13 protein-coding genes are annotated in these 16,261 nt (G+C 46.6%); 1 reads left to right on the top strand and 12 read right to left on the bottom strand.

Features of this window, described 5'->3' with window-relative positions; translation table 11 throughout:
- Positions 1 to 67 precede the first annotated feature (67 nt).
- From D0A34_11480 to D0A34_11430, 11 genes are all read right to left on the bottom strand, one after another.
- Positions 68 to 964, bottom strand: a complete 897-nt coding sequence (locus D0A34_11480; protein UNU19409.1) for a protease HtpX — start codon at positions 962 to 964, stop codon at positions 68 to 70.
- 233 nt (positions 965 to 1,197) lie between these two features.
- A complete protein-coding gene (locus D0A34_11475; GenBank protein ID UNU19408.1) occupies positions 1,198 to 1,599 on the bottom strand; it encodes a type II toxin-antitoxin system VapC family toxin in 402 nt (133 codons plus the stop codon).
- Entirely contained in the window at positions 1,596 to 1,841 is a 246-nt protein-coding gene (locus D0A34_11470; protein ID UNU19407.1) for a type II toxin-antitoxin system Phd/YefM family antitoxin, read from the bottom strand. Before D0A34_11470 ends, D0A34_11475 begins: the two co-directional genes overlap by 4 nt.
- Before the next feature lie 106 nt (positions 1,842 to 1,947).
- Positions 1,948 to 3,540, bottom strand: coding sequence for a B12-binding domain-containing radical SAM protein (locus D0A34_11465; GenBank protein ID UNU19406.1), 1,593 nt, complete (start codon positions 3,538 to 3,540; stop codon positions 1,948 to 1,950).
- A 367-nt stretch (positions 3,541 to 3,907) separates the two neighbouring features.
- Positions 3,908 to 4,873, bottom strand: a complete 966-nt coding sequence (locus tag D0A34_11460) for an NAD(P)-dependent oxidoreductase (GenBank protein ID UNU19405.1) — start codon at positions 4,871 to 4,873, stop codon at positions 3,908 to 3,910.
- Positions 4,874 to 5,287: 414 nt separating this feature from the next.
- Positions 5,288 to 6,352: a uroporphyrinogen decarboxylase gene (locus D0A34_11455; protein ID UNU19404.1), complete on the bottom strand. Its 1,065-nt coding sequence runs from the start codon at positions 6,350 to 6,352 to the stop codon at positions 5,288 to 5,290.
- Between the two features lie 240 nt (positions 6,353 to 6,592).
- On the bottom strand, positions 6,593 to 7,375 hold the full coding sequence (locus tag D0A34_11450; GenBank protein UNU19403.1) for a hypothetical protein: 783 nt from the start codon (positions 7,373 to 7,375) through the stop codon (positions 6,593 to 6,595).
- A 165-nt stretch (positions 7,376 to 7,540) separates the two neighbouring features.
- Positions 7,541 to 8,470, bottom strand: coding sequence for an LD-carboxypeptidase (locus D0A34_11445; protein UNU19402.1), 930 nt, complete (start codon positions 8,468 to 8,470; stop codon positions 7,541 to 7,543).
- A gap of 301 nt (positions 8,471 to 8,771) precedes the next feature.
- Positions 8,772 to 9,533, bottom strand: coding sequence for a type I methionyl aminopeptidase (gene map / locus D0A34_11440; protein ID UNU19401.1), 762 nt, complete (start codon positions 9,531 to 9,533; stop codon positions 8,772 to 8,774).
- Between the two features lie 135 nt (positions 9,534 to 9,668).
- Positions 9,669 to 10,754, bottom strand: coding sequence for a UDP-glucose--tetrahydrobiopterin glucosyltransferase (locus D0A34_11435; GenBank protein UNU19400.1), 1,086 nt, complete (start codon positions 10,752 to 10,754; stop codon positions 9,669 to 9,671).
- A gap of 107 nt (positions 10,755 to 10,861) precedes the next feature.
- Entirely contained in the window at positions 10,862 to 12,055 is a 1,194-nt protein-coding gene (locus D0A34_11430) for a HEAT repeat domain-containing protein (GenBank protein ID UNU19399.1), read from the bottom strand.
- A gap of 915 nt (positions 12,056 to 12,970) precedes the next feature.
- Here D0A34_11430 and D0A34_11425 point away from each other — a divergent pair.
- Positions 12,971 to 14,725 carry a CapA family protein gene (locus tag D0A34_11425; GenBank protein ID UNU19398.1) on the top strand — a complete coding sequence of 585 codons (1,755 nt, stop codon included), beginning with the start codon at positions 12,971 to 12,973 and terminating at the stop codon, positions 14,723 to 14,725.
- Between the two features lie 165 nt (positions 14,726 to 14,890).
- Here D0A34_11425 and D0A34_11420 read toward each other — a convergent pair whose 3' ends face one another.
- Complete coding sequence (locus D0A34_11420) at positions 14,891 to 15,982, bottom strand: D-glycero-beta-D-manno-heptose-7-phosphate kinase (protein UNU19397.1); 1,092 nt, start codon at positions 15,980 to 15,982, stop codon at positions 14,891 to 14,893.
- Between the last annotated feature and the right edge of the window lie 279 nt (positions 15,983 to 16,261).

The raw sequence follows: 16,261 nt of genomic DNA, 5'->3' as shown, positions 1-16,261 counted from the left end.
AACAAACAGAAACCCGGCTGCTTCAAACAACCGGGTTTCTAAATATTGTTGCTGCATTTTCGAGCGATCAAATTCCGGGGACGTAGGCCATAACTGGAGTACCTTGCTGCTGCTGCGCGATTTCCAAAAGGCGTTGAATGCGATCCTCTGTCGGCGGGTGAGTGCGGAAAAGTGACTGCAAACCTTTAGTCGAAAAAGGATTGACAATCAGCAGCGGCGACATCGCAGGATTGCCGTGCATAGGAATTTCATGACCCAGTTTCTCCAACTTTTGCAGGGCGTTTGCTAAGCCGATCGGGTTATTGGTAATTTCTACCGCACCGCTGTCTGCTGCAAATTCCCGCGTCCGAGAAATCGCCATTTGAATTACGGTTGCTGATAGCGGTGCTAAAATGATTAAAAACAGCAAACCAAACGGATTCGCGCCTTGTCTGCTATCCCGCGTCACTGGGCCGTAAAGCGCTCCAAAAGTCAGTATTCGCCCGACAAATGTAATTGCACCGGCAATTGTGCCTGCAACTGCTTGAGTGAGGGTATCGCGGTTGCGGATGTGCGTGAGTTCGTGGGCTAAAACGCCTTCTAATTCTTCGCGAGAAAGCAGCTTTATGATGCCTTCAGTAACTGCTATTGTCGCGTGTTCCGGGTCTCTTCCTGTGGCGAATGCGTTGGGAGATTGAGTGGGAACTAGAAATATTTTCGGCACCGGAATTTCTGCTTTTTCACTCAGCGAGGCTACCATATCGTAGAGTTCGGGAGCTTCGCTGCGCGCGAGCGGCTGAGCGCGGTAAGCCATTAACGCGGCCGTGTCGGAATAGTACCAAGAGCTAAAACTTGAGAACGCTGCTAGCGCTAAACCGATGTAAAGTCCTTGCTCGTTGCCGATTAAATAATAACTTCCTAAAACGAGAAGGCCGCTTAGAAGTCCTAAGAGAGCGGCTGTTCTGAGTTGATTGGTTCCTAGCATGGCGGGTTGAGGGCGATCGCTATTTTGATATTTTTTATCTTGTAATTAGATTTTCATAACTGCGGGCGATCGCGCCTCTATCTGCCGAAATAAGTGCAGCAGCCAATAGTAGTATTTCACCTTTTCAGTCAGAAAATGAGAATGCCGAAGGAGGCTCTATCTGCTTGCTTTCTTGAGCCAGCATATCCGCAGAATATGACATTCCCAGGCAGAGCTTGGAAACGAGATTAATCTCACGAAGTGGCCGCCCAAAGAATAGCAATATCGCTGTATTGCTTGAACATTGAATCAGCACTCACAAGCGTCATCTCCTCCATCTGAGCCTGGGCAATCAGCATTCGATCGAAGGGATCTCGATGATGTAATGGTAAGGCAGCCGCTCGCAGGGCATGAGGTGCTGTAATTTCCAGCGATCGCGCACCTAACTGTATCATGCGTGTCGAAATGTAGGTATCTATCGGTTCTGGGAGTGGTAACTTTCCGATCGCAACTTTGATGCCCATTTCCCACACACTAGCAACAGAAAACCACAATTCGTTCGTTTCATCGGCAATCTGTGCGATCGCCTCCTCATTCAATCGATCTGGTTGGGCAAACCACCACAAAAAACACTGCGTATCCAGCAAGAGTTTCACTCTTCATCTCCCTCAAATGCTGTCAAAATCTCTTTTGGCAAAGGATCGTTAAAGTCCTCTGGCAAAAGAAATCGCCCTCGATCTTTCCCTAAACTAGCTCGTCGATTGGATGAAGTACGAAACGGAACCAATTTTGCGACTGGGATGCCTTCGTTGGAAATAATGATTTCTTCTCCCAGTTCCACACGCGACAATAGTCGTGAGAGATTCGTTTTAGCTTGATGAATATTTACAGTTTCCATGATCTTAAAAAACTAAGTCTGTAAAATAAGTTTAACAAAATAAACGCAGACAATCTTACATTCATCTGCGTTTACCTGCGTTTATCTGCGGTTTAATTCTCCAACCCTAAACCGCTTGCACTTGCTTTTCCTCAACAGCAACAGGTTCTTGATATACAGTTTGAGACTCATTAGCCAAAAAGTCGGCTAATTGAGCTTCGATTTCATCCCGCACAATCTGGCGGTATTCGAGGAAATGCTCGTTGTGAGCACACACTGTCAAATAATGATCCCAAACCGCAGGATTGCGTCTGAGAATGCTGAACAAATGATGCCAGAACTTCCACCGAGTTTTGCGCTTGACTCCCTGACGCCACACCACAGTTAACAGTGCTCGCAAGTCTATCCAACTAGGAACTCGAGCAGGTATATTTGCTGTAGGTGCACCTAACATTAAGAAATGGCGATAAGTCCGGTCTAAATATTTCTCAGCATCGTACACTTCGCAGAATGCCTCGACATATTCGCGGGCGATATCTTCGAGAGGCCGCGTCGGAATAAAGTTCATCAAGGTAGTTTGGTTGAGGTTGCCCGATTTGTCGCGCAACCGCCCTTCTTTTGCTAATCTGTGGGACAATGCAGTGTGCGGCAAAGCTTGCAGCATTCCAAAGGTTGTGCTCGGAATGGCTGCTGCTTCGGCAAACTTGACAATCCGCTGACCGGCACCGGGTTTTTCCCCGTCAAATCCGATGATAAATCCGGCCATTACTCGCAAACCGGATTTGGCAATTAACTCTACGGATTCGATCAGGGAATTTCGGGTATTTTGGAATTTTTTCGTCATTTGCAGGCTTTCTTCATCGGGAGTTTCAATCCCGAGAAACACTGCATTGAAATTGCAAGCAACCATCATGTCCATCAATTCTTGGTCTTGGGCTAAATCGATGGATGCTTCTGTGTTGAAAGTAAAGGGGAATTTGTGTTCTTCTTGCCAGACTTTTAAGTCTTTTAGCAACAGTTTGACGCTGCGTTTGTTGCCGATAAAGTTGTCGTCTACCATGAACACGCCGCGCCGCCAGCCCAAGTTGTACAGACAGTCTAATTCTGCTATCAATTGTTGGGGGTTTTTGGTGCGGGGTTTGCGGCCGTAGAGGACGATGATATCGCAGAATTCGCACTGGAAAGGACAGCCTCTGGAAAATTGAATTGACATCGAGTCGTAGGCGTCTAATTCCAGCAAATCGAAGCGGGGGATTGGGGTTGTGGTAACATCGGGTTTTACGCCGTCCGATCGATAAATTCCGCTTTTTTCGCCGCGCCCTATTGCTTCGACAAACATCGGCAAGGTGATTTCGCCTTCGTCGAGAATCAGGTAATCTATGCCCGCTGCTTGAGGTTCTTCGGGTACGGATGTCGGGTAAGGGCCGCCGCAAGCTACGGATTTACCGCGCCGTTTTGCTTCGCGAATTATGTCTAGCAAATCTTCTTTTTGGACAATCATTGCGGAGAGAATAACGAGCTCTGCCCATTCCCATTCTGCTTCGGTGATTTGTCTGATATTGCGATCGACTAACTTAAATTCCCATTCTTGGGGTAAAATAGCTGCTACCGTTACCAAACCCAGCGGTGGCAGCAGCACTTTACGATCGACTAATTCTAGGATTTTCTCGTAAGACCAAAATGTTTTCGGAAACAGCGGGTAAACTAGAAGAACTCGCATTATATGTTAAACCTCACATCAGTAAACAACTTGCGATCGGGCTGGCGTGTTTGAGAGTTCGATCGACTCTCAAGACTTAATGTTAATGCTAAAATTACGATCTTGCACTCGATCGAATATCTGGCGAGGGGTGACACCCCCTAAGACAAACAAAATAAGCGCAATTTTTAGCTTGCAGTTCCCTGTTAAAGTGTGCAAATGCTGATATTTTATCGTATTTGACCCTTAATTAACGATAATCGCATTTAAAAAGCCTGGGACTAAGGCAAAAAAGAATTTGAAACACTCAATTAGTCGTTTGGTGCGCACTGCGCACCCTACATTACTCGTTTGGTGCGCATTCCTTCTTCCCTCTTTCCTTTTCCTTCTACTTTGAATCTGTGCCGGGAATCCCGCTAGTTCTTAACATATCGGCAACTGTGCCGCAGTAACTCGGCATTCCTATGCTTTCGGGATTCACAAGATTTTGATAAGTAAAATGGCGGTAGCTGATGCAAAATCTATCCCAAGCAGCAACCTGAATTCGGAACAGCCAAATAAAGAAATCGGCTAGCCAAGCTGAAAGAGTAATCCGAAAAAATATGTTTTTATTCAAATACTTGCAAGCTTGTTCTACCACTTCGTTAGCTGTAATCGCCGGATTTCCTAGCACAAAATGTCGCGGTTCCTCGGAAGCAGGCGGATGCTCAACTAAATAATTAACTACTTTGGCAATATCTGCGCCGTGGATGAAGTGAAAACTTCCATCTGCCTTAAACCAGCGAATCAAACCAATCCATTTTGCGACAAGTGGCAGACCAGAGGACAAGTGAGAGACTGGTTTTTCTGCGTCTCCTCCCAATACTAATGTCGGGTAAAGTGCCGTAATCGGAGGCAAATTTTTCAAGGCTGACAAATGCACCATGCAGTTGTATTTTGAGCGGATATAATCTGTCCCCAGTTCCCCGGCTTCTTTAAGCAAATTGTTGTCTCGACCGAGAATGCTGGCTGTTGAAAAATAAATTACTTGCTGGCAAGTCTGTGGCGAAAGTAGTTGAATTAGGCGGAGAGTTTTGGTTACGTTAACATCAAAAACTTCTTGAGTACCTCCCCAAGCAGTGGCGGCTACAATTGCTACATTTATTGTTTGGAGAAGTTCCGCAAATTGCTCGATATCTCGCATATCGCCTTGTATTATATTGATGCCGGGGCGGGCTTTCCAGTCAAATTTTAATTTTTCGGGGTTGCGAACTAATAAATAAAGTTCGTGGTTTGTTTCTTGAATCAAAGTTTCGGTCATGTAGTGACCGATACAGCCACTTGCACCCGTCACAAAAATTTTTTTGGAGTTCATTTTGCCGCAGGGGAAGAGGGAGGATTTGACGCTTTTTCGACGGTAGGGAGACGGCATTGCGGTGTCCCTACAAATATAATGTACAATTAACCGGATTCGCTCCGATTATATAATCTTTTTCGACGGTAGGCAGACGGCATTGCCTCTTGGTGTCAACTTAAGACTGGAACCCCTGATAAATCTCGCTTTTAACTCAGTCTCGATCCCCCTAAATCCCCCGCAGGAGGGGGACGCGAGAGAAGATTCGTGTCCCCCCTTATTAAGGGGGGCTAGGGGGGATCGATCCCTAATCGTCAGACAGCAGACAGATACTACGTTTAACGTTAAGTTGACACGGCAATGCCCATTGCCGTATCTCTACAAATATCAGGTGCAATTAACCGGATTTGATCGGATTCTACAATCGAAATCAAATCAAGCAGCAACTGCAAGCAATTTGTCCGCTTGTTTTGCCGTTTCAAAGAAGAAACGCACGTTGTCTTCGGGAGTTCCCGGTAATACGCCGTGTCCCAAGTTGAGGATGTGTCCGCGCGGGCCCGCTTTGCGAATTGTATCAAGAATTCGATCGCGAATAAACGGTTGAGAACCAAACAACACGCCCGGATCGAGATTTCCTTGAACGTTCATATTCGGGCCCAAACGTCGGCGCGCGTCGGCCATGTCAACAGTCCAATCGACGCTGACGATATCCGCGCCGGATGTTGCCATACGTTCGAGGATGCCGGCGCTGCCGCTTACTAACAGAATTAGCGGTGTGTCGGGATGGGTTTTTTTGACTTGCTCGAATACTTGTTTCTGGTAAGGTAAAGCGAAGGTGTCGTAGTCCTGCGGGGAGAGTTGGCCGGCCCAGGAGTCGAACATTTGCACTACTTGCGCGCCACAGTCGATTTGATAGCGCACGTAAACGGCGATCGCATCTGCGAATTTCGACAGCAACTGATGCAGTAAAGTTGGATCGGAAAATGCCATGTTTTTGATGATGGCATAATCTTTAGAACCTTTGCCCTCAACGGCATAGGCCGCCAGCGTCCACGGCGCGCCCACAAAACCGAGCACGGTGGATTTGTTGCCGACTTCCTCGCGCAGGGATTTCAGGATTGTTTTGATAAACGGCAAGCTTTCTTCCGGGTTCAGCGGTTGCAGGTTGTCGATTTGCTGCTGAGTGCGGATGGGTGCGTGGATAATCGGGCCTTTGCCTTCGGCGATGTCCATGTCGATGCCCAAACCCGGCATGGGGGTGACAATATCGGAAAACAGAATTACGCCGTCTGGTTGAAACGCGCGCCACGGCTGAAGGGAAACTTCGATCGCAACTTCGGGAATTTCGGAACGTTCGCGAAACGAGGGATACTTTTCTCGCAAATCTCGATAAGCCTTCATGTAGCGGCCGGCTTGACGCATCATCCAAACGGGCGGGCGGTCTAGGGTTTCGCCGCGGGCTGCCCGCAACAACAAGGGAACTTCATTTAATGCCGACATTTTAACTTTTCTCTACCTTAGATATTTCAATGCCTTTGGTAGCTTACCACTGTGCGATCGTCCTTTTTGACAAAATCGTTGTGTGTACAAATGTGTATTTTGTCATTGCCAAAGAAAGTGAGGCGATAGCCAGAGATCGACTCGTATATAAAGGACTGTATAAGTCCTATGTATAGGCTCAGAAACCCGGTTTCTTCGTAGAAACCGGGTTTCTGATTCCGCGCTACAGTTTGACCTATCTTACCTCGTCACGCAGATTCCGCCCACCACTACCCGACATTGATCTCGGCCCGCATCGAATCTACTATCATTCCGCCTCGCCGAGTCTAAATCTCTCGTCCGCGAATTGTAATAATAATCTCCCGCCGGGAAGTTTCTAGTCGGGACAGCGCAGTAAGTCGAGTCTTGATTAGCATCGTCAAACCTGACTCTCACCATAGAACGTCTCTCGCGACAATCAACAGACCGCAAGCCAAAATCATCTTGCAGAAGCTGTGCTCTGTCATATTGACCGTCATATCGACCGTCATCTCGCCTGGTGTACCAATCGTCCCGCGAATTGCGAGCTCGTCTGTCGCCCCCATCAATTCCCGCCACTTCCAGCGTGTAGCTACCGCCTCTGGCAGCATCTTTTGCTAACACTAACAGTTTATAATCGCCGCTACGAGGAATTTGATAATTAAAAGAACGCTCTTGGGTAAAAGCGACTTGTTTGTTGTTCCCGTAAAACAGCACCATGACGGGAGCAAAACCGCTCCTTGTATCTGTGTCTAAAAACACTTCAATGTTATCGCCTTCCCGAGCGCTGAATGTGTATTCTTGGCCGCGCAATTCTTCCGTCGGAGAGCCCGGAACCCACATATTCCGGAAACGGTAAATCGGGGAAGTGCGGCGAATTACTCCATCTATGCGATCGTTATTCTGTATCTGTTCGCCAACTGCACTAGACGAAATGCCAGTGAGTGCCAATCCTGCAACTAGCACAGTGGCCGCAATACTGTTTAACAAGTTGTGCGTTCTCATATCAACCTCTGGAAAAATTTAAAATCTTTTTGCTTTGTTGGCGCCGACATTTGCATACACAATCCATTTTAAATGTAATTTCTGCCAACCGTGTCAACCTCACCCAACCCCGCTATTTAGCTGGTGGAAAATCTCAAGTTAAAGTTATAGACGTTGATCTCTAATCTAAAGTTGCGATTTATCGCCGCAAATCAGCAATCCCGATTCAGCGTCGAGACAAGCCATGATTCCCATAGGTAAAGCAGCGTTAACCCCCTCGTGGCCGAAGGGCAAATCCGAGACAATGGGAATATTCAAATCCCCCAGCCGATCGCGCAAAACCTCTTCAATGCTAAAACTGGGAATACTTGGATCAATCTCGCAACGACTGAAGCGTCCCAAAGCAATGCCCCGCACCCCAGCGAAAGCCCCGGCCATCCGCCACAAAGTCAGCATTCGATCGACCCTGTAAGGAGCCTCGGAAACATCCTCAAAGGCGAGAATAACCCCGGTCAAATCCGGTTGATACGGGGTTCCGAGCAAATGAGAAGCCACCGTCAGATTCGCCGGAAACAGTCGCCCGGTGGCTTTTCCGCTGCCCCATCCTTTACCTTGCAAAGATTGTAAGGGACGACCTTCTATGCAGTCAAAAAGTCGATCGACAGACCAATCCGGTTCAGCAGCCAAAGTTGTCAGCATCGGCCCGTGAACACCCCAAACACCCAATTTAGCCTGATTCCACAGCAAAGCAGTAATATCTGAAAAGCCGATTAACCATTTCGGCGAATGGGAATCCGGAGGTGGAAATTGGGAGTTTTCCGCCTTTCCCACATTTCCTTTTTCCAAAAGTCGAGTGCTGCCGAAACCGCCTCGAACACAGAGAATACCGCGACAATCGCGGTCATTGAGGGCATCTGCGAGCTGTCGGACGCGGTTTTCATCGGAACCGGCCAAATAGCCCCAGCGATCGTCAAAACCCGGTGTTAATTGAATTCGATAGCCGCGGGATTTCCAAATTTCTACACCCTTTTCAAAGTTAGTTGATTCTCGCAAAGTGCCACTAGGGGCAATTACTTTGAGCAAATCTCCTGGTTGCAGAAATTTTATGTCAGTCATTAGTTATTAGTTATTAGTTATATCGTGTTTGGTGAATCGATCGTAATTCTGTAGTGGCGGGTTTTACAGACAATTTCTGACTGAAACAGACAATCTCGCAAACCCGCCCCCACCCATAAATACAAACCTACATTTTCGGATTCGATGCAAATTTCAGGTTGATATAGGTTATCGGTTGTGGCGGGGCGGGTTTATCTAGATTGTCGATAATCCTTAGATATTGCCTGTGAAACCCGCCCCTACGGGATATGGTTGATTATTGATTTAGGAGGGAGTTATTCAGATTGTTTGTTAATCATTACTACGGTAAAGTCAGAATTTCCACCCCAGAATCAGTCACAGCCAGAGTGTGTTCAAATTGAGCCGAAAGCTTTCCATCCTTGGTGATAGATGTCCAACCATCGGCGAGAATTTCCACTTCCCAAGTACCCTCATTAATCATCGGCTCGATCGTAAAAACCATGCCTTGTCTGAGCTTTTTTCCTGTGCCCCGCTTGCCGTAATGCAAAATTTCCGGTTCAGTGTGAAAGACTCGGTGAATCCCGTGTCCCGCAAAATTTCGCACTACCGAAAAACCCTGTGCTTCAGCATATTCTTGAATCGCTGCACCGATGTCGCCGGTACGAGCACCTGGTTTGACTTCAGCAATTCCTCTTCTTAAACATTCCTCGGTTACTTCAACTAACTTTTTCGCTACAGGTGAAGGTTGGCCCACAAAAAAAGTTTTGGAAGTATCCCCATGATAACCATCCACTAAAGGCGTTACATCAATATTAATAATGTCACCTTCTTTAAGAATTTGTTTCGCATTCGGGATGCCGTGACAGACTACTTCGTTGACGCTAGCACACAGAGATTTCGGAAATCCTTTATAGCCTAGGGGAGCGCTTTTTGCTCCGTGTGCCAAAGTCCAGCGTTCGGCTTCGTCGTTAATTTCCAGAGTGCTAACACCGGGTTTTACCATCGGTTCAAGATGTAGCAGAAGTTCGGCCGCTAAACGGCCTGCTTGGCGCATTTTTTCGATTTCTCTACTGGATAAAAGCACTAAACGTTCGGTTGCCATAGTTTTTTCAGTTTGGTTTTTTTGTGATCGATTAAGAGTTTATTTAACTCAATTTTAGAATAGATTTGAATTGCTGTTCAATAAACTTGTAAGGTGCATCAGTCAGCGAATCTTTATAAAAATCTGCCAGTATTATTACTGACGAACCCTACTAGCAGTGATAGATTTGAACCAGTGTTCACAACGATCGCCCAAAGCTGCTAAAGAATATTCTACCTCTACTTGTCGTCGGCAAGCGCTGCGGTCAATTTGGTCTAAGCGGGCGATCGCACCTACCAAGCCATTTACACTATCAGGAGCCACTAAAAAGCCCGTCAGTCCGTCTCTCACAATTTCCGCCGGCCCCCCGCGCTCGTAAGCAATCACGGGCACACCGCACGCTAAAGCCTCGATCGCGACATTTCCGAAAGCTTCCACCCAACGTGGTGTCATCAACAATGCTTGGCACTGACGGACTTGCTCTTGCATTTGGGTTGTTGTCAGAAACCCTAAATATTCTACCGGAGCATCCGGGTAATCTGCACAAATTTTTTGCCAATAATCCTCATCTTGCATTTTGCCCATAATTTTCAGGGGAATGCCTGTAATTTTCGCTGCTGCTACTGCATCTTCTAAGCCTTTCTCCGGGGCGATGCGGCCTAGCCAAGCTAATTTAGACTGCGGTTTGTTGCAAAATTCGTACAGGGATAAATCTATGCCATTTCCCAACAACTGACATTCATCGGCAAAGGCGAATGTTTTGGCTTGAGAGGCGGTGTGAACTCCGATCGTACCAGGAAACTGGAGGGCGGTTTGTCCGGCGATGCGATCGAGGGCAGCAGAAAGGGAGCCCATGCTGATCAAATGTGCGATCGGAGTCCTAAAAAATGGTGTCAAATAAAACGGCAGCCAATCGTAGGCAAAATTAACAATGACATCCCATTCATCCTGAACTTGGCGAGCATATTCCCACATATTCGCCAGCACCGAATCTGCGGGCATCACAATAGGATCATTGTAATCTTGTGTTTGGGCGGTTACTTGCAAATCACCCGTTATTTCGATTACTGGAATTGATTCTAAGACTGAACCTATCGGCGCTACAACTGCTATTTTATGACCGCGACTCTGCAATTCTTTAGCAATATTAAGGACTGTAAGTTCGACACCGCCACCCAACCCCGAACCTAGTTGACCGACCGAAGTTGAGAGGAACAATAGTTTTAAAGTGTTATTAGTCATTAGTCCTTAATCATTAGTCACCCTTCACTAATTTTAACATAATCTAAATTATAAATTCTCCCATCTCAAATCTCTATTTTCAAATAATTTGAAAGTTGCTACATTTATTAATCCATCCCAGAACGCGGACGGATGCGATTCAACTGATTGATTGCCCAGCGAGCAGTTTCCTGAACTTCTGGATCGGGATCGTCCGTCGCACGGTGCAACAAGTAACTGATTTGATTCACCAATTCGTAAACCCGCGTCAAGTCGCGAATTGCATTTCTACGCACTTCGGGATTTTCATTTTGCAGCGAAATTGACCACACATTATTCATGGGTTTGAGCGTGCGAATGCCAATTTCCGAGAGACTTGCCAAAATTAAACTGTACTGCTTGGAGTCGGAATTTGCTAGCAAATCGAGCAACGGCTCAACTGCTCTGGAATCTCCCCGCTGGCCTAGTTCCCAAATTGCTTTGCCCCTCTTTGCCGGATTGAGGTGCTGCAAATCTTCAATCAGTGCTTCAATAATATCAACTTTAGGTCTACCATCCGTTTCGGGAAGGGCAATATCTTTCTTGCGACTCGCTAGGGAATCGCCTTGATTAGTTGTTTCGGGAATGTTGAAACCTGTGTTGCTGTACCCATTGCTGTGAGTTTCCAAGGGTGAGGTGTCGGAATTAATTCCATCGCCCTCGAATGCTGCATCGTCGGATGCTGATTCCCCGGATTCCAGGATAAAAGGTTGATCGCTGCTGTCGAGACTGTTGTCTTTTGGCAAATCAAAACCGTAGGGCAAGGCTGACAGCGGTTTTGATAGCCCAGAAGAATTCTCTTGCTGTGTATTTCCGTGCGAGTTTGTAGGAGAATCGGGATTAGTAAATTGAGAGTTTCTTTGGTTGTGGCGATCAAATCTTCCCCGTCTTCGCTTAGAATAATTTGACTCGTCACTGCTAACTAATTTGAGCATGATAAATACTGCCGCTGCCGTGACGACAACTGCTGCCAAACCCAACATTAAGAACCCCCGCTGACGAGACAAAATGACGCTCAAATTGGATACCGATTTCGGGATCTTAGAATTAGATTTGGACGTTTTGGACGGCTGAGATTTGTTTTTATCGGGCGCTGGAGACGGTTTTGAAGGCTTGGAATCCTGGCGATCGTCCGGGGGAGAGTTCGCCTGAGCAATTTCTGGGGAAACAGCCCGGTAGGAAGCATTGAGAGCCTGGTGCTTTCCGTCCGCACTTGGACTGAACGCAGCGCCCAGACAGGCAATGCAGGTGAACAAACATACAGAGGAGCGGTAATGCGCCATAAGACTCAATCCGGGTTTTGAGAGGCAACGCCGCATGACGAGCTTTAGTTTAACCTTGAGTTAGCTCGATCCTAGCTGCTATGGGCTTAACTAACTCACTAATAGCACCAGACTAACGAAAAACCCTGGTTTGAGAGGGCACCGAGCCAGCTCTCATAAGCACAATTGTGTCATTGACCTGCAACTCCTTTAAATAATTAGTTTAATTAGTTTAAAACGAACAACTACATCGGCGGCCGCGACTTTAGCAGTGGCATCCCGAAAGTTGATTGCAGCTAATCTCACCTACGTGCAGTTTGCAGTGCAGGCCCCGCAGCGCAGCACTGCGGGGGCGCTAGCAGACGATTGTGGCTCGCCGTCGATTTCTCACTAATAGCGTGGCATGACCAAGAGTTTAACAAGCTTCCGAGCCTGCGGGTCGATCGTTTTTGTCTGAATTTGGGCGGAAGTGGGACAGGGGGATTGGCACTGGCAACGAGAAACCTGGTTTTTTCGTTAATTCTTCGCTGCTAAACCGCATATTTTCAGTACATTCTAATGACGCACTCTGGATCTCATAAACCAGTTTTATTTACCAAAAATGCTTTAAGAAAGAGAGCGCTGATTTGACCGATGTTAATTTGAAGGGGGCAATTATCCCGGATAGAAGTGTTTGGGCGATCGACTAAGATAACCGTTAGGAAATATTGTATTCACCTAGCAAGCGCCAAGAATCATACTATCTTGTAAAAGTAGGGTCGGATTTAGTTAGGAGCTATAGTGAGAGCGAGTAGACCCTTTCACGCAGGCGTCTTCTGCCAACGTTCTGTTTATTTGTACCCACTTACTTAAGTTAAATCAATCGGTATTTAATGCTGTGTCGCCAAATTTGATATAAGATCGAGCTAAATTTCTAGTGTGAGAGTAGAGGCGTTTGTGAGCCAACAAGATATTTTAAATTTAGCAAAAGAAGGCGATGCCAGGGCGATCGCATTTCTGATCAGCCAAGCACTCCAAAGCTTCGGCGTCACGGCTAAAGCCAGCCGGGAAAATGACACCCTGCACCTGCTGCTGGAAGGAGAACATTTACCCGCAGAAGAAGCCTGTCTCCGAGTCGCAGTCAAAGGGTTGCAGCGGCTGCAACCAAATAACCTTTACTCAGTGACTATTTACGGGCGGCAGGGCGACCAGCAATTACCCGCTTGGACTCAGACGGTAGAATTAAAAAAACGCTTGACTTCCGAACCCGTGAGTGCGTTAGTTGCCGTGAATGCCGCAGTAGCTGCGAGTGCAGCAGTAGCCGCTAGTGTAGCCGCTTCTCCCATTCCTGTGACTTTGCCCAAGCTAGAAAAACCTCAAAATGTCACAACTGCGCCCACTCAAACACCAGAAAAATCTCCGCCCCAACCCCCTAAAATCCCAACTCCAAAACCCCCAAACCAAAGGCAGCAAAAGCCATCACCGCAGCCAGAGTTAGCCCGCACTAAAACTAAAAAATCTCGGCTGTCAATCGGTGCTCTGAGTCTAATTCTCGTACCGATATCCGGCTTTGTTCTGGCTTCTCAATTTTACAAATCCTCAAACACCGCTACTAACAACCCTCTAACGTCCAAGCCTGCGGTACAAGAAGTGAGCTCGACACCAGCACCAGCAGCCGCAGCCAAACCTCTTCCCGCTCCAAAATCGCCCTCCCCGGCTGCCAAAAAACCTGCCATTGTGCCCGCCACTGTCAGCATCAAAGCAGTTGGTGACATGATCCCCGGCACAAATTATCCCTACAACAAACTGCCGGCAAAAAAAGAGATGTTATTAGAGTCGGTAAAACCGTACCTCAAAGGAGCTGATATTCTGTTTGGCAATTTTGAAAGCACGATGACCGATTATCCTTACAGTTCCAAAGCAGGCGGCGGACGAATGCTGTTTGCCTTTCGGACGCCTCCGAGTTATGCCAAAATCTTCAAAGATGTTGGTTTTGATATTTTGAGTATTGCCAACAATCACTCTTACGATTTTAACGAGCAGGGATTTAATGACACGATTAAAAACATCGAAAGCAACGGCATGAAGTCTGTTGGCAAAAGAGATCAAATTGTTTATAAAAATGTCAAGGGTGTGAATTTTGCATTTATCGGTTTCAGCAACTACGGCGACGTTCACAATTCTTTGCTGGAACTGAAAGCAGGATCAGAAGTTGTCAAAAAAGCTAAGGAAAAAGCTGATATTGTAGTGATATCAGTTCATGCTGGCTCTGAAGGAACGGGAGCTCTGAATGTGAGAAATAAAACTGAGTTCTTTTACGGAGAAAACCGGGGAAATATGGTTTTGTTTTCGCGGACGATGATTGATGCGGGAGCAGATTTGATTTTGGGACATGGCCCCCACGTTCCCCGAGCGATGGAACTTTATAAAGGGAAATTGATTGCTTATTCTCTGGGAAATTTTTTGGGTTATCGCACTTTGTCCACGGCAGGAGCACTCGGTAAATCTCTAATTTTGGATGTGAAAATGACTCCGCAAGGGGATTTTGTTTCTGGTAAGATTATCCCCATCCAACTTGACGGGCGAGGTGTGCCGGCTGTTGATAACAATTTTAGGACTGTGGGCTTGATTGACCGTTTGACAAAGAGCGATTTTCCTAATAGCGGTTTGACAATTGATGACAAGGGACAACTTTTGAAAAAGAGTAAGTAGTTATTGGGAATTGGGAATTTTAACTGGTTCCCAGGCTCTGCCTGGGAACCGAGATCACTCTTTTTCTGCCTCGCTTGCTGGCAAAAATGGGAGGCAGAGCCTCCGGATATACGTTACCCCGCAGAGCCTGGGAACAAGTAATAATCAATCACCCATTACAACTGATTAGTGATCAATCATCGTTTTCAAAGCTTCTTTCATTTCCTCTGCTGTCGTCGTTGCCGTACCGAATTGACGCACAACAATACTAGCCGCCAAATTGCCCAAAACTGCCGCTTCCCAACCAGATGCACCGACGCACAAAGCTAAAGTCATTGCTGCTACAACTGTATCTCCAGCACCGGTTACGTCGAATACATCAGTCTTGTTAAAAGGAGGAATGTCCCAACTTTGAATGGCAAATTCCCCCTTTTCACAAATAGATGTTGGAGGGGGTGAATTTTTGATTTCTTCGCCGTTCGCCCTTTCAAACAAAGTCATCCCTTCTTCGCCGCGAGTAATCAGGATTTTTTGAGCTTGAGTTAAGTGCAACAAATCCCGTCCTGCTTGCATTAAAGTTTGAGGGTTTTTGATAGGATATCCGACGGCTTGCTCGGCTTCGGGCAAGTTCGGAGTAAATAACATTGCTCCAGAATATCGCTGCAAATTGATTTGAGCGTCTACAATTGTTTTGCCGGGAACCACTGCCGATTCGATCGCCAAATTCGTCCAAACTCCGTCGCCGTAGTCGGAACAAACCACTGCATCTACTGTCGGTATTTGCTGCCGGATGTAGTCTGCCAGTTGCAACTGCAAATCTAAATCCGGCAACTCGTCCGATTTGCGATCGACTCGGACAATTTGCTGAGTCACCGACTGCCGCGCGTGCCCGGAAATTCGAGTTTTGGTGACAGTTGGACGCTGCGAATCGATTAAAATCCCACCCGTATCAATTCCCGCCGCCTCAAAAATACCGCACAAAGCCTTTCCCTGGTCGTCTTTTCCCACCAAACCAGCAACTTTTACTTTGCCTCCCAGTTTGGCTAAATTATAGACAGCATTTGCGCCACCTCCGGGTACTTGCTGAGTATTTTCGTAGCGCAAAATCAACACAGGTGCTTCGCGGGAAATTCGCTCTACTTGTCCGGTAAGAAACTCGTCCAAGGTCAAATCTCCGATCGCTAATACCTGCGCTTGATCGAAGCAGTCTAGTCTTTTCAATAATTGCTCTGTTGAGGCACGCAGTTGAGGCAAAAAATCGGAATAGTCGTTAGTCATTAACCAAAAAAATGAGACTGAGGAGTTAATAATTGAGTGTGGAACGAGCGGGAATTAAAAATCCTAATATTAATTAATAATTAATTTCCTCCCTTGTTTTATTTTTAACTTTTAATTGATTTTCTCACTGGGATTTTGAGAAACCAGTTGCAGGCTATTGGCGATCGCACTCGCTCAAACAATTTGGCAAAAAAATGCAGATAAAATCGCAGCCTTTGAGACTCAACTGAAAGTTGCACGGTGTGGAAGTTTCCTTCTACATAAGTGCCTTCAAAAAAC

This window comes from Microcoleus vaginatus PCC 9802, assembly GCA_022701275.1.
GTDB classification, from domain to species: domain Bacteria; phylum Cyanobacteriota; class Cyanobacteriia; order Cyanobacteriales; family Microcoleaceae; genus Microcoleus; species Microcoleus vaginatus_A.
Note: the sequence above shows the minus strand (reverse complement) of the source record. Positions and strands in the feature narration are given on the sequence as shown.